At 71.5% G+C, this 14490-nt stretch carries 13 protein-coding genes; 4 read left to right on the top strand and 9 right to left on the bottom strand.

Annotated elements, in window-relative coordinates:
- The coding region (locus tag IBL25_RS19330; RefSeq protein WP_187780149.1) for a hybrid sensor histidine kinase/response regulator at positions 1-1847 on the bottom strand (1847 nt) is incomplete at its 3' end.
- A gap of 73 nt (positions 1848-1920) precedes the next feature.
- Here IBL25_RS19330 and IBL25_RS19325 point away from each other — a divergent pair.
- Both IBL25_RS19325 and IBL25_RS27350 read left to right on the top strand, forming a co-directional pair.
- The gene (locus tag IBL25_RS19325) at positions 1921-2733 is read left to right on the top strand and encodes a substrate-binding periplasmic protein (RefSeq protein WP_202986825.1); all 813 of its coding nucleotides are present in this window, start codon (positions 1921-1923) and stop codon (positions 2731-2733) included.
- Positions 2734-2870: 137 nt separating this feature from the next.
- Positions 2871-5222 (top strand): bifunctional diguanylate cyclase/phosphodiesterase, encoded by a 2352-nt coding sequence (locus IBL25_RS27350; RefSeq protein ID WP_187780148.1) that lies wholly within the window; start codon positions 2871-2873, stop codon positions 5220-5222.
- 39 nt (positions 5223-5261) lie between these two features.
- Here the strand turns inward: IBL25_RS27350 and ydfG are convergent, their stop codons facing one another.
- The 5 genes from ydfG to IBL25_RS19295 form a co-directional block, all read right to left on the bottom strand.
- Positions 5262-6008 (bottom strand): bifunctional NADP-dependent 3-hydroxy acid dehydrogenase/3-hydroxypropionate dehydrogenase YdfG, encoded by a 747-nt coding sequence (gene ydfG, locus IBL25_RS19315; protein WP_187780147.1) that lies wholly within the window; start codon positions 6006-6008, stop codon positions 5262-5264.
- Positions 6009-6074: 66 nt separating this feature from the next.
- Positions 6075-6773 (bottom strand): M48 family metallopeptidase, encoded by a 699-nt coding sequence (locus tag IBL25_RS19310; RefSeq protein WP_187780146.1) that lies wholly within the window; start codon positions 6771-6773, stop codon positions 6075-6077.
- Positions 6770-9361 (bottom strand): response regulator, encoded by a 2592-nt coding sequence (locus IBL25_RS19305; RefSeq protein ID WP_202986824.1) that lies wholly within the window; start codon positions 9359-9361, stop codon positions 6770-6772. Before IBL25_RS19305 ends, IBL25_RS19310 begins: the two co-directional genes overlap by 4 nt.
- Before the next feature lie 82 nt (positions 9362-9443).
- Positions 9444-9758, bottom strand: coding sequence for a cupin domain-containing protein (locus tag IBL25_RS19300; protein WP_321210474.1), 315 nt, complete (start codon positions 9756-9758; stop codon positions 9444-9446).
- Positions 9759-9786: 28 nt separating this feature from the next.
- A complete protein-coding gene (locus IBL25_RS19295; protein WP_187780144.1) occupies positions 9787-10254 on the bottom strand; it encodes a YcgN family cysteine cluster protein in 468 nt (155 codons plus the stop codon).
- A gap of 61 nt (positions 10255-10315) precedes the next feature.
- Between IBL25_RS19295 and IBL25_RS19290 the strand changes: the two genes are divergently transcribed.
- Together IBL25_RS19290 and IBL25_RS19285 are read left to right on the top strand one after the other, a co-directional pair.
- Positions 10316-10786, top strand: a complete 471-nt coding sequence (locus IBL25_RS19290; protein ID WP_187780143.1) for an MmcB family DNA repair protein — start codon at positions 10316-10318, stop codon at positions 10784-10786.
- 214 nt (positions 10787-11000) lie between these two features.
- Positions 11001-12065 carry an aspartate-semialdehyde dehydrogenase gene (locus IBL25_RS19285; protein WP_187780142.1) on the top strand — a complete coding sequence of 355 codons (1065 nt, stop codon included), beginning with the start codon at positions 11001-11003 and terminating at the stop codon, positions 12063-12065.
- Positions 12066-12114: 49 nt separating this feature from the next.
- Here IBL25_RS19285 and IBL25_RS19280 read toward each other — a convergent pair whose 3' ends face one another.
- The 3 genes from IBL25_RS19280 to IBL25_RS19270 form a co-directional block, all read right to left on the bottom strand.
- The gene (locus IBL25_RS19280; protein ID WP_187780141.1) at positions 12115-12300 is read right to left on the bottom strand and encodes a tautomerase family protein; all 186 of its coding nucleotides are present in this window, start codon (positions 12298-12300) and stop codon (positions 12115-12117) included.
- A gap of 52 nt (positions 12301-12352) precedes the next feature.
- Positions 12353-13108 (bottom strand): sulfite exporter TauE/SafE family protein, encoded by a 756-nt coding sequence (locus tag IBL25_RS19275; protein WP_187780140.1) that lies wholly within the window; start codon positions 13106-13108, stop codon positions 12353-12355.
- 80 nt (positions 13109-13188) lie between these two features.
- The coding region (locus tag IBL25_RS19270) for a heavy metal translocating P-type ATPase (RefSeq protein WP_187780139.1) at positions 13189-14490 on the bottom strand (1302 nt) is incomplete at its 5' end.

Genomic DNA, 14490 nt, shown 5'->3' with positions numbered 1-14490 from the left:
CTGGCCTGCCGCAGCAGCGCGGGCGCGGCGGCGGCGGTGGCTTCCTCCGGCTCCGCCCCCAGGGCGCGCAACTGCCGCTGGGTGATGCCGCGCCGGCGCGCCAGGTCATCCGCCACCAGCACCCGTTGCCCATCCAGCAGCCGCGCCGGGGCGGAAGCAGCCTCGGGCAGCGCGACAAGGATGTCGAAGAGGAAGACGCTGCCCCCGCCCTCGCGCGGCCTGGCGCCGATGCTGCCGCCCATCTGCTCCGCCAGCCGGCGACAGATCGCCAGCCCCAGCCCGGCGCCGCCGTGGCGCCGGCTGATGGAGCCGTCGCCCTGGGTGAAGCGCTCGAACAACTGCGGAATGGTGGCGGGGTCGAGGCCGATGCCCGTGTCGCTGACGATGCAGGCCAGCCGCGCCTGCCCCTGGCCCTCCGGCCTGACGCTGACGGCGATCTCCACCCAGCCGGAATCGGTGAACTTCACCGCATTGCCGACCAGGTTGAACAGGATCTGCCTGAAGCGCCCCGGCTCCCCCCGCACCATGGCCGGCAGCTCCGGGTCCAGGTCGCAGAACAGCTCCAGCCCCTTGGCCTCGGCGCGGGGGGAGAAGAGCTCGGCGATGGTGGCGACCTCCTGCTCGATCTCGAAGGGCACCGCCTCGCGCTTGATGATTCCGGCCTCCAGGCGGGAGAAGTCGAGGATGTCGTTCAGCACCAGCAGGAGGTGCTCGGCGCTGCCATTGATCGTCTCGGCATAGCGGCGCTGCACCGGGTCCAGCCTGGTATCCAGCAGCAGGCCGGCCATGCCGATCACGCCATTCATCGGCGTGCGGATCTCGTGGCTCATCGCCGCCAGGAACTCGTCCTGGGCGCGGGTCGCGGCACGGGCGCTAGCCTCGCTGGCCGCCAGGGCCCGTCCCTGGCGCCGCAGCGCATTGGCCTGCCGGAACAGCAGCCAGAGCGAGAGCAGCGTCACCGCCGCCACCGCCGCGATGCCGGCCAGCAGCAGCCGGCCCAGGCTGTGCAGCGGCTGCAGCGCCAGGGCCAGCGGCCGCGCCGCCTCCACCACGAAGAGGCCCTCCCGCGTGGTGGTGAAGGCGGCCACCACGTCCTGCCCCTCCTGGTCCGGGCCAGCCCAGCTGCCATTCTCCCGCCGCGGCAGGAAGTCGCGGAAGGGCCAGGCATGGCTCGGCTCGCCGATGCCGGCGAGCGAGGCGGAGGAGCGCGCCAGCAGCAGCCCGCCGAAGCTGTGCAACCGCACCGTCACGCCGAAGGCCTCGGCCTCCCGCGTGACGACGCCGGCGAGGTAATTCGGGTTCAGCAGCGCCACCACGCTGCCGGCGAATTCGCCGCGCGGGCCGCGCAGGGGGCGGGAGAGGGGGATGGACCAGATTCCCGCCTGGGCGATCTGCTCCGCCAGGCTGCCCCGCAGCCCGGGCTCGCGCAGGTAGCGATCGGGCTCAGGCTCCCCTAGCCGCACCGCCCGCGCGCCCAGTTGCTGGAGGCGGAACCAGTCGCGGTCCGCCACGCTGCGGCCCACCACCGCCTCCGTGGTGGCGGTGACCACGGTGCCTTCGGCATCCACCAGCAGCAGGGCGCGAAGTTGCGAGATATGGCGCGTGCGCTGCGCCAGCAGCCGCACCGCCTCCGCCCGCTCCTCGGGCGCCGTGCGTTCGGTCAGGTCCTCCAGGATGAATTCCACCGTCTGCATGGCGCGGGTGAGCTGGTCCGCCAGCGAGACCACCACGCCATGCGTCAGCCGTTCCGCCTGCTCGGTGGCATTGCGCTGGCTGCTCTGCGTCAGGATGCCGTAGAAACCGGCCAGGCAGGCACCGACCAGAGCCACCGCGCCCGCGAACAGCAACCAGGGCCGCGGCTCCGAGACACTGAAGGATCGCCGCCCGGGTGAGCGGAGCAGATGATTGAGAAACTCTCTGATGCGTAGCATGGCCTTGGGCATCATGACCGCCGCCCTTGCCTTTTGCGAGATATTCCACTTGGGCGGCGTGAGGGCGGAGGGTGCGGAGGCGGGGCGGCTGGCCGAGATCGGCGCGCGTGGGGAGCTGCGGGTCTGCATCTGGCCGGATTACTTCGCCATGTCCTGGCGCAGCCCCCGCACCGGGACGCTGGAGGGCATGGATATCGACATGGCGGAGGCACTGGCGCGCCGGCTGCGGGTGCGGCTGCGCTTTGTCGAGACCAGCTTCGCCGAATTCGCCGAACGGCTGGACCAGGGGGATTGCGACCTCGCCATGATGGGGGTCGGCATCACGCCGGAGCGTGAGAAGCGGGTGGATTTCAGCCAGCCCTACCTCGCCAGCCCGGTCTATGCCGTCACGCCCCGCAGCTCCGCCCGGGTCCGGCAATGGTCGGACCTGGACCGCCCCGGCAATGTCATCGCCGTTGTTGCCGGCACGCGGATGGAGCCGCTGATGCGCGAGACCCTGCGGCACGCCGACCTGCTGGTGCTGCGCTCGCCCCTGTCGCGGGAGCAGGAGGTGCTGGCCGGCCGCGCCGATGCCTTCATGAGCGACTATCCCTATACCCGCCGCGTGCTGCAGGCGCAGGACTGGGCCAGGGTGATCGAGCCGCCCGGGGCCTTCGGCAACTCGCTCTATGCCTATGCGGTCCGGAAGGGGGACAGGGCCTGGCTGGCGGAGGTGAATGCCTTTCTTGCCGCCGCCCGGGCCGACGGCACCCTGGCCGCCGCCGCCCGCCGGCACGGCCTGACGCCCGTGCTGGTGGAATGAAGCGCGCGGCCCCGCGAGCGCGCATCACGGTTTCGCGAGACAATACGGGCGCAAACCGCTAAACCGGCGCGAAGCCGGGCGGGCGGCCAGAACAGGCGACTCCCCGGCAAGATACAGACTATCCGGAGGAACCGGTCGTGCCTCGTGTCTTCAGCTGCCTGGCCGAGCAACACGACCCAGCGCTCCTTCTCCTGGCGGCGGTCATCTGCCTTGCCGGCGCGGCGGTCTCCATGGTGCTGCTGCGGCGGGGCGCGGAAGCCGAGGGCTGGTCCCGCGCCGGCTGGCTGCTGCTCGGCAGCGTGGCCGGCGGCGCCTTTGTCTGGTGCACCCATTTCATCGCCATGCTGGCCTACCAGCCCGCCACCTCCCTCGGCTTCAGCCCGCTGATGACGCTGTGGTCGCTGCTGCTGGCCATCCTGGGCTGGGGCATGGCGGGGGCGGTGGCGGTGGCGCCCTGGCGCGGGGCCCGGCTGCTGGGCGGCGCCGGGCTGGGGCTTGCCATCGGCCTGATGCACTACGCCGGCATGGCGGCGCTGGGCCATGGCGCCATCGTGGAATACGACCCCGGCTATGTCGCGGCCTCGCTGCTGCTGGGGTGCGGCCTCGGCATGCTGGCGCTGCACCTCGCGCTGCGTGGCGGCAGGTCCTGGCAGCGGCTGCTGGGGCCGCTCTGCCTCGGCCTCGCGGTGGCGGCGCTGCATTTCACCGGCATGGCCGCCGTTTCCGTCACCCTGCCGGGCGCGGCGGCGGAACCGGTGGTGTGGCCGGAACTGGCGCTGACGGTGGCGGCCGTGGGGCTGCTGGTCATGGCCGCCGCCGCCGCCGCCTGGATGATCGACCACCGCACCCGCGCCGATGCCCGTAGCCGGCTGCGCAGCCTGGCGGATTCGGCGCGGGAAGGGCTGGCGGTGGTGCGGGGCGGGCGCATCGTCGAGGCCAATGACACCCTCGCCGCCATGCTGGGGCGCGAGCGGCCGTGGCTGCTGGGCCAGCCGCTGCCCGGCCCGCTGCTGTCCCTGCCCCTGGCGGCGGAGGGCCTGGGCAGCGCCCCGCGCGAGGGCCGGCTGCACCATGCCAGCGGCTCCAGCCTGGAGGTGGAGGTGGTGGTGCGGGAGGACATGCCTTCCCCCGGCCTCCGCGTCTTCGCCTTCCGCGATTTGCGGGAGCGGCGGGAGCATGAGCGGCGCATCCTGCACCTCGCGGTGCATGACCCGCTGACCGGCCTGCCCAACCGGGCCCGCTTCGCCCAGCGCATGGAACAGACGCTGCGGGCGGCGGAGCGGCGGAAGGTGGTGCCCACGCTGGCCATGCTGCACCTGGGCCTGGACCGCTTCCAGGAGGTGAACGACCTGCATGGCCATACCGGCGGCGATGCGCTGCTGCGCGGCATCGGCCGCCGCATCACCCAGGCGGTGCCGCCCAGCGCCTTCGCCGCCCGGCTGGGCAGCGACGAGTTCGGCGTGCTGCTGCCCTTCACCGAGGCGGTGGAGGTCTTCGACGTGATCACGCGGCTGGAGCGGCTGCTGGCCGAGCCCAGCTACATCGGCGGCGGCGCCGAGGTCTCCATCACCGCCTCCATCGGCGTCTCGCTTTTTCCCGCCGACGCGCGGGGCGGCGAGGAACTGCGCGCCAATGCGGACCTCGCGATGCGCCGCGCCAAGTCCTCCGCCACGCGCGGCCTGAGCTTCTACCACGCCGAGATGGACGCGGCGGAACGCCACCGCCGCCGCATGAAGGATGAGCTGCGCCTCGCGCTGGCGGAGGGGCAGTTCCACCTGCTCTGCCAGGTGCAGGTGAACCTGCAGACCGGCGAGCCCTGCGGCCATGAGATGCTGTTGCGTTGGAACCATCCCGAGCGCGGCCCGGTTCCGCCCGCCGAGTTCATCCCGCTGGCGGAGGAAAGCGGGCTGATCCTGCCGATCGGGGAATGGGTGCTGCGGGAGGCCTGCGCCCTGGCGGCGGCCAATCCGCAACTCGGAAGGGTGGCGGTCAACCTGTCCGCCGTGCAGTTCAGCCAGCCGGACCTGCCCCGCCAGGTGGAGCAGGCCCTGGCCGCCAGCGGGCTGCCCGCCGGGCGGCTGGAGCTGGAGATCACCGAAAGCACGCTGATGCTGGACCGCAGCCGCACCCTGCCGCTGCTGGAGCGCATCAAGGCACTGGGCGTGCATGTGGCGATCGATGATTTCGGCACCGGCTACTCCTCGCTCGGCACCCTGCGCTCCTTTCCCTTCGACAAGATCAAACTGGACCGCTCCTTCATGGCGGAGCTGGATACCTCGCCGCAGGCGGTGGGCATCCTGCGCGCCGTGATCGGCATCGGCCGGGCGCTGGAGATCCCGGTGCTGGCGGAAGGGGTGGAAACGCAGTCGCAGCTGGAGCACCTGCGGGCGGAAGGCTGCGACGAGGTGCAGGGCTATCTGCTCGGCCGCCCCGCGCCGGTGCCGGGGCAGGAGAACGCACCTTCCGGCGACGGCACCCTGGCCGCCTGAACGCGCCACCGGGGCGGGGCGCCCCGGTGGCCAGTGGCCTCAGGCCTTGTGGACGCGCAGCGGACCGAAGCTCTGGCAGACCGGCATCACCTGCAGCGTATTGACGTTCACCCGCGCCGGGCGCGTGGCCACCCAGTGCACCGCATCGGCGATATCCTCCGGCGTCAGCGCATCGGCGCCCTGGTAGACGGCGGCGGCCTTGGCATCGTCGCCGAAGCGCACGTTGGAGAATTCGGTGCCGCCCACCAGCCCAGGCTCGATATCCGTCACGCGCACCTGGGTGCCGAAGAGGTCGGCGCGCAGGTTCAGGCTGAACTGGCGCACGAAGGCCTTGGTGGCGCCATAGACATTGCCGCCCGGGTAGGGCCACTCGCCGGCGGTGGAGCCGAGATTGACGATATGCCCGCGGTCCCGCGCCACCATGCCCGGCAGCACGGCATGGGTCATCGCCACCAGCCCCTTGGTATTGGTGTCGATCATCGTCTCCCAGTCGGAGAGCGTGGCCCGCTGCGCGGGCTCCAGCCCCAGGGCCAGGCCGGCATTGTTGACCAGCAGGTCGATCTCGGCCCAGTCCGCCGGCAGGCCCTCGATGGCGCGGGCGATGGCGGCGGTGTCGCGAACATCCAGCGCGACCGGCAGCACCTTGTCCTGGCCCAGCTCGGCCCGCAGCGCCTCCAGCCGCTCGGCGCGGCGGCCGATGGCGATGATGCGGGCGCCATCCTTGGCGAAAAGGCGGGCGATGGCGGCGCCGAAGCCGGCGGTGGCACCCGTGACAAGCACGATCATGGCGTTCTTCCTTGGCAGACCTGCTTCCAGGGTATGCACTGGCCGCCGGGGTCCGTCACCCCATTCTCAGCCGACGCGCAGCAACCCGGCGCCATGGCGGCGCAGCCAGTCATGCGCCGCCAGCCGGTGCGGGCTCAGCCGCGCCACCTGGGCCCAGAAGCGGGGGGAATGGTTCATTTCCCGCAGATGCGCCACCTCATGCGCCACCACGTAGTCCATCACCCATTCCGGGGCCATCACCAGCCGCCAGGAGAAGGCGAGGGTGCCATCCGGCGCGCAACTGCCCCAGCGGGTGCGGGTATCCTTCAGCCGCACGGCGCGCGGCGCCACGCCCAGCACCCGGGCATGCCGCGTGGCGCGGGGCGAGATGCGGCGGCCGGCTTCCGCCCGCAGCAGCGCTAGGGCATGGCGGCGCAGGTGCCGGACCGGGCCACCCACCACGATCTCACCATCGCCCAGCAGCGCCCCGGCAAGGTCAGGCTCGTGGCGGATGGCATGGGGCACGTCGCCCAGCCGCACCACGGCGCCATCCTCCAGCGGCACGGCGGGGGCCAGGGCCTCCAGGGCGCCGGTGGCCCAGGCGGCATGGGCGCGCAGCAGCATCAGCCCCGCCCGGCGCGGCGCCCGCGGTGGCAGCGTGACCACCACCGCGCCCCGCACGGCATCGATGCGCAGCGAGACACGCCGGGCCCGGGCCGAGACGCGCCACACCACGGGGCAGAGGTGGCGGCCGAGCAGCACCTCCTCCTGGTCGGGCGCCGTCAATCCCCTGCCGCCATGGCCTGTTGCAGGGCAACTTCCAGCTCCCGCGGCCCATAGGGCTTGGTGACGAAGATGGCATCCGGCACGGCGGCGCGCGCTTCCTCCTGCTGCCCGAAGCCGCTGGCGAAGATCACGCGGATGCCGGGGTGCTCCGCCACCACCTGCCGCGCCAGCTCGACACCCGAGATGCCCGGCAGCCCGATATCGGTGAAGAGCACCTCGAAACTGCCCCGCGCCAGTTCCCGCAGGGCGCCGCGCCCGTCGCGCACGGCGGCCACACGGCAGCCCAGGCTGGCCAGCATGTCCTCGCTATCCATCTGGATCAGCGGGTCGTCCTCCACCAGCAGCACCCGCACCGGCTGGGCCGGGCGCGGCTGCGGCTGCTGTTGCTGCTGCGCCGGCACCGGCTGGTCGGCGGCCTGGGCAGGGGCGGCCTGGGCCTGGCCGCGGTTGTTCAGCGCATGGCGCACCTTCCGCGCCAGGTCCTCCCGCCGGTAGGGCTTGGAGAGCAGGTTGACCCCCGGGTCCAGCCGCCCGCCATGCACAATGGCATTCTCGGTATAGCCGGAGGTGAAGAGCACGCCGACGCCGGGCAGCAGCGCCTGCACCTGCCGCGCCAGCTCCGGCGCCCGCACCGGGCCCGGCATCACCACATCGGTGAAGAGCAGGTCGATCTCGATGCCGGAGCGGGCGAGCGTCAGCGCGCTCTGCCCGTCATTGGCGCGCAGCACGGTATAGCCGAGGTCCTTCAGCAGATCGACCACGGTGGCCTGCACCACCGGGTCGTCCTCCACCACCAGGATGGTCTCGCTGCCGCTCTCGATGGGGGTGGAGGACAGGTCGGGCACCACTTCCTCCGCCTCGAAGGTGCGGGGCAGGTAGATGCGGACGGTGGTGCCGACGCCGGGCTCCGAATAGATCTTGATGTGCCCGTGGCTCTGCTTGACGAAGCCATAGACCATGGAGAGCCCGAGCCCGGTGCCCCGGCCATCCCGCTTGGTGGTGAAGAAGGGCTCGAAGGCCTTGGCCAGCACCTCCGGCGTCATGCCGCAGCCGGTGTCGGAGACCGCCAGCATCACATACTGGCCCGGCCTCACCTCCTCATGCTGGCGGCAGTAGAATTCATCCAGCATGGCATTGCCGGCCTCGATGGTCAGCCGCCCGCTGCCGCCCATGGCGTCCCGCGCATTGACCGCGAGGTTGAGGATGACGTTCTGCACCTGGTCCGGGTCGGTCAGGGTGTTCCAGAGCCCGCCGGCGATCACCGTCTCCACCCCTATGGCCTCGCCCAGCGCGCGGCGCAGCAGCTCGTCCATCTCCCGCACCATGCGGCCGAGATGGATGGCGCGCGGCTCCAGCGGCTGGCGGCGGGCGAAGGCCAGCAGCTGGGAAGCCAGCTTGGCGCCGCGCTCCACTGCGCCGAGGGAGGCCGAAAGCCGCTTCAGGTCCTGCGGGTCGTTCAGCCGGCGCTGCAGCAGTTGCAGGTTGCCGGAGAGGATCTGCAGCAGGTTGTTGAAGTCATGCGCGACGCCGCCGGTGAGCTGGCCGATCGCCTCCATCTTCTGGCTCTGCTGCAGGGCGGCCTCGGTGCGGCGGCGCTCGGCCTCGCTTTCCTCCAGCGCCCGGGTGCGCTCGGCCACCATCTCTTCCAGCCGGTTCTTGTAGCGCTCCAGCTCATCCGCCGCGCGCTTGCCTTCCGTCACGTCGCTGCCGAGCACGAAGATGCCGGAAACGGCGCCATCCGGCTCGGTGATGGGCTGGTAGATGAAGTCCAGCACCCGGTCGTTGAGGGTGACGCCGTCCTCATCCAGCAGGGACACGCTCATGGCCTGGCCATGATAAGCGGTGCCGGAGGCATAGACCTGGTCCAGCAGCTCGAAGAAGCCCTGGCCCTGCAGCTCCGGCAGGGCCTGGCGGACCGGCTGGCCGTGAACGTTCCGCCGGCCGACCAGCCGCAGATAGGCATGGTTGGCGATCTCGAAGACATGCTCCGGCCCGCGCAGGAAGGCGGCGAAGGCGCTGGCCTGTTCCAGCAGGCGGCGCAGCATGGTGCGCTCGGCGCCCAGCTCCTCCTTCTCCTGCTGCACTTCCCTGGCGCGGCGGAAGATATTGCCCTCCAACCTCTCCCGCCCCGTGGCGGGTGCCTCTGCTTGCCCGGCAAGGCCCAGGCGCAGCGATTGCAGCTCCGTCACGTCATCCGTCTGCTGGAGGATCAGCGAGACCTCGCCCCGCTCATCCAGGATGGGGGTGTGGCTGGCGCTCCAGTAGCGGTCCTCGAAGACAATGCCGGCCTCGGTCTCACGCGGAATGGCATAGCGGATCAGCGCCAGCACATCGGGCTGCCGCGTCTGCAAGGCCGTTTCCAGCGAATGGCGCAACTGCCGCGCGCCATGCCCTTCCGGGTCATGCGGCCCGGTGGGGAAGGCGTCGAAGACATTGCGGCCGACGATGTCCTCACGCTGCCGCCCTGTCGCCGCCAGATAGGCGTCATTGGCCCAGACGATGGCGAAACCCGGGTCCAGCAGCATGTAGGAATGGGGCGCCACCGCCAGCAGGCGTTCGAAATCGACATCCAGCGCGGCAATGGGCACGGAGGGACACCTCGGAATCTTCAGGAAAACAACAGGCATATGGCCAGGGCGGCGGGGTTTTGCACCCGCCGCCGGCGCGGGGTCAGCCGGGGCGGGACTTCAGCTCGATCTCGACGAAGCTGAAAGGCTCCGTGCCGGCATTGACCACGTTGTGCTCGGTGCCGGCCGAACGCTCGTAGGAGACGCCGGGGCTGAGCGTGACATCCATGGTCCGTCCCTCCGGCAACTCGATCAACATGGTGCCGGCATGCAGCGGCACCACGGCATAGGCGAAGCCATGGCGGTGCCAGCCGGTCTCCGAGCCGGGCGGAAAATCCCAGCGCATGACACGCATGTCCTCATTGTCGATCTGCACGGTGCCGGTGGCGGGCGGACGGCAGCGGAGCGGTTCTTTCACACGGACGGTCCTTCTTGTGGTGGGAAAGCTAGCGGGAGCCGGGCGGGCTGGGCCAGGTGCCGGGCCATTCGGCCAGGTGGTCCTCCAGGTCCCGCGCCTGCCGCTCCGGCACCGCGCGGCCCCGGACCGAGGCGCCGGATGTATGCACCGTCTCCGGGTCGCCCGAGATCAGCGGGTGCCACTCCGGCAGGTCCTTGCCTTCCGCCACCAGCCGATAGGCGCAGGAAGGCGGCAGCCAGTCGATCTTGGCCAGCTTCCTCGGCGTCAGCTTCACGCAATCGGGCACATGGTCGCGGCGGTTGGGGTAGTCGCGGCACTGGCAGCTCTGGGTATCGAGCAGCCGGCAGGCGACCGTGGTCCAGACCAGCTCCTCGGTATCCTCGTCCCGCAGCTTGTGCAGGCAGCAGCGGCCACAGCCGTCGCACAGGCTTTCCCATTCCGCCCGGCTCATCCGCGCCAGCGTCTTGGTCTTCCAGAAGGGGAGTTCGTCCGCCATCGGCCTTCCCTAGCCCCATAACCCTTGACCGGCCAGGGAACAGAGTGCGAACTAGCCTGCCATGTCCGAACTGCTTCCCCCCGAACGCACGCTGCGCGTCTGCCGCGCGGCCTCCCGCCTCTGCGCGCAGCGGGGCTGGACAGCGGTGCCCGAGGTACCCTTGCCGAATGGCCGGCGCATGGACCTGCTGGCCCTGGATGGCGACGGCGGCTTCACCGCCATCGAGGTGAAAAGCTGCGCCCGGGACTTCCAGACCGACAATAAATGGTGGGAATACCGCGACTGGTGCGACCGCCTTTACTTCGCCGTGGACCTGGATTTCCCGCAGGAACTGATTCCGGAAGATGTCGGCCTGATCGTGGCCGATGACGGGGAGGCCGCCATCCTGCGCCACCCCGCCGAGCACAAGCTGGCCCCGGCGCGGCGCCGCGCGCTGCTGCTGCGCTACGCCCGCCTGGCGGCCGGGCGGTTGCAGATGCTGGCGGACCCGGCGGGGGCGGCGGAAATGCGCGCCGCGCTGCGGGTGGAATGAGTTGACGGCGGCCCCCCGCCATGCCTAAGCATTCCGCCATGTTCGCGACCGTCATCATTAAGCGCATTACCAAGACGACCGCTCCGGCGGGGCGTCCTTCGGTGCTTGCGCGGTGATCGCCACGGCATAAGCACCAGAAGGCCCCGCCGGAGACGGACGGGGCCAGCGCCGGACAGGCGCCCCGTCTCTCCCGGCCAACGGATGAGAGACTTTCATGAGCACCACCCTTGAACCCGCCGCCGAGGCGCCCTTCCGCCAGGTGGAGGCCGCCAACCCGGTTGTCGCCATTGTCGGCGCCACCGGCGCCGTGGGCGTCGAGCTGCTGCATTGCCTGGAAGCGCGCGGCTTCCCGCTCTCCCGCCTGAAGCTGCTGGCCTCGCCGCGCTCCGCCGGCAAGACGCTGCCCTTCCGCGGGGAGGAGCTGGTGATCGAGGCGCTGGACGAGACGAGCTTCGAGGGCGTGGATATCGCGCTCTTCTCCGCCGGCTCCGGCATCTCCAAGCGCTATGCGGCGGCGGCGGTGAAGGCCGGCGCGGTGGTGGTGGACAATTCCTCCGCCTTCCGCATGGACCCCGACGTGCCGCTGGTGGTGCCCGAGGTGAATGCGGCGGACCTGGCCGGCCACCGTGGCGTCATCGCCAACCCCAATTGCGTCGCCGCCATCGCCACCGTGGCCCTGGCGCCGCTGCACCGCGCGCACCCGATCCGCCGCCTGACCGCCGCCACCTACCAGGCGGCCTCCGGCGCCGGCGCCGCTGCGATGGAGGAACTGCGCGAGTCCACCGCCGCCTATCTGCGCGGCGAGGACTTCGAGCCCAAGGTGCTGCCGCACCCCTATGCCTTCAACCTCTTCAGCCATAACGCCGACATGGATGTCGAGACCGGCTACAACGGGGAGGAGACCAAGGTGGTGGCGGAAACCCGCCGCATCCTGGACGCGCAGTCGCTGCCCATCGGCATTACCTGCATCCGCGTGCCGGTGCTGCGCGCCCATGCCATGGCGCTGACGGTGGAATTCGACGAGGTGGTCTCGCCCGAGGAAGCGCGCGCCCTGCTGGCCAAGGCCCCCGGCCTGCGCCTGGTGGACGACCGCAAGAAGAACCACTTCCCGATGCCCTCCGAGGCGAGCGGCGCCGATGACGTGCTGGTGGGCCGCATCCGCACCGATATCGGTGATCCCTCCGGCCGCTCGCTGGCGCTGTTTGTCGCCGGCGACCAGTTGCTGAAGGGCGCGGCGCTGAATGCCGTGCAGATCGCCGAGCTGCTGCTGAAGCGGTAAGGACGTAAGATGGTAAGGGGGCGCCCGCCGTGGCGCCCCCGGCCTGCCTTCAGCGGTCGCTGAAGAGCACGCCGCCCTTGGCCTTGGATTCCTTCGAGGATTCCACGATCTGCACGGTCACGGATTCCGCCGGGACGCCGAAGTTCTTCACCATGGCATCGGTCAGGTCTTTGACCAGCCCGCGCTTCTGATCCACCGTCCGGCCCTCGGCGGCGAATACCATGATCTCAGGCATGCATTTTCTCCCTGTTATGGGGGGAAGGCTAGGCCGGGAATCGGCACGGCGGCTAGCGCAGCCGGTCCCAGAGCGGCAGGCCCACCACCGCCGCCAGGGCGATCAGCCAGAAGCAGGCGCGGCGGAAGGCGGCGTCGCTGGCAAGCCCGAAGAGCTTGCTGCCGCCCCAGACACCCACCGCATAGATCGGCGCCATCAGCAGGGCCAGCACCAGCACCTCCAGCCCCAGCAGCCCGCCCAGCAGATAGACGCCGGCGCTGATCAGCCCGTTGATGCCGAAGAAGAGCATCAGGTTGGCCCGCACCCGCGAGGCCGGGATGGCGCCGCCCAGCCAATAGGCCACCACCGGCGGCCCGCCCATCTGCGCCGCGCCGGAGCAGACGCCGGAGGCCCCGCCCACCAGCAGCGAGAGCGGCACCGCCGGCCGCCCATGGTAGCGCCAGCCGGAGGCCAGCAGCCCCAGCATGGCCAGCGCCAGCCCGCAGAAGCCCCAGCGCAGCATCTCCGGGTCCGCCTGGAGCAGCAGCCAGGTGCCGGCGGGGGCGCCGACCAGGGCACCCGCGGCCAGCACCGCCACCTGCCGCCGGTCCGCCTTGCCCCAGGCGGGGGGCAGCAGGGGCAGGGTGGTGAAGTTGTCCACCAGCATCAGCAGCGGCGCCGCCATCTTCGGCCCCAGGGCCGCGCTGGCCAGGGGCACGAAGATCAGCGCCGAGCCGAAGCCGGAAAAGCCGCGCGCCAGCCCGGCCAGCAGCGCGGCCCCCAGCGTGGCCAGCAGGGCGGGGAGGGGCGGTAGGCTGGCGAGAAACATGAAAGGCAAGGCTCCGGTGGCGGGCCACCCTCGCCGCTGGCCGCCCACCTGTCCAGGCGGCCAGCCGCCCGGCGCTTCCGCTAGGCGGCCGCGGCCACCGGCCGTGCCGGCGCGCTGTTATCGGAGAAGCCTTCCAGCATCTCCTCCTCCATGGCCAGATGCAGGCTCAGCAGCGCCTCCAGCGCAAAGAGGGTGCGGCGCAGTTCGGGCAGCGCCGCCTCCCGCTTCTCCTGCCGCTCCGCCATCCGCACCAGCATCCCGAGCTGCTCCACCAGACCCTCGATTTCCGCATGCATGCGGATCAGCGGGGCCATCGAGTCGCGCCCGCCCAGCCGCTCCGCCGCCTCGGGAAAGAGGGATGCCTCCTCCGCGCTCTGGTGCGGCAGCAGGTCCTGCCGGAGCTTCAGCTCCAGCGCCCTGAGCGCCGGCAGCATGTCTGGCTGCGTGCCGATGGCCTCCGCCGTCTCGCGCAGGGTGCTGGTCAGCTGGCGCAGCCCGCCATGTTCCCGCAGCCGCTCCGTCAGGCCGCTACCGGCGGGAAGGCTGGCCGGCACCGCTTCATGCGGGCCCGGCCGCAATGCCGTCAGGGCGAAGAGGATGGCAAAGATGTCGATGGCTTCCTGCACCACGGCCCCGGCGAGGGGCGTCAGCCACCCGGCGGCGGCGGCGGCCATCGCCAGACCCGAGAAGCCCATGCCGAGCCCGATGGCGCGCAAGGCGACGCGGCGCGAGCGCATGGCGATGGCGATGGCCTCCGGCACCCGGTCCACGCGGTCCACCAGCAGCACGACATCCCCGGCCTCGGAGGCTGCCGCCGTGCCATGGGCGCCCATGGCGATGCCCACATCGGCGGCGGCCAGCGCGGGCGCGTCGTTGATCCCGTCGCCCACCATCGCCGTTGGCGCCCTGGCCGCCTCGGCCCGCACGCTGGCGATCTTGTCGGCCGGCTCCTGCTCCGCCCGCACCTCATCGAGGCGGAGCGCGCGTCCGATCGGCGCCGCCGCCGCCGCGCGGTCCCCGGTGATCATGGCGACGCGCCGCATGCCCAGCGCGCGCAATTGCCGGATGGCGCGCGGCGCCTCCGGGCGCGGGCCGTCGGCCATCACGAAGACGGCGGATGCCTGGCCGTCGATGGCCAGCCAGGCGACCGAGGACGCGGCCGTGGCCACCTGGGCGTTGATGCCGAAGCCATCCTGCGGCTCCACCCCCGAGCGGCGCAGGAAACCCTCGGAACCGAGCAGCAGCCGATGGCCCTCCACCACGCCGGAGACACCGCCGCCCGCCACCTCGGCCACGGCGCCGGGCATCGGCAGCGCGATGCCGCGCGCCGCCGCCGCCGCGACCAGGGCGGAGGAGACGGGATGGGTCGAGGCCTGGGCCAG

Source organism: Pseudoroseomonas ludipueritiae (assembly GCF_014490445.1).
Classification (GTDB): Bacteria; Pseudomonadota; Alphaproteobacteria; order Acetobacterales; family Acetobacteraceae; genus Pseudoroseomonas; species Pseudoroseomonas ludipueritiae.
This window is presented reverse-complemented; position numbering and strand designations above follow the sequence as displayed.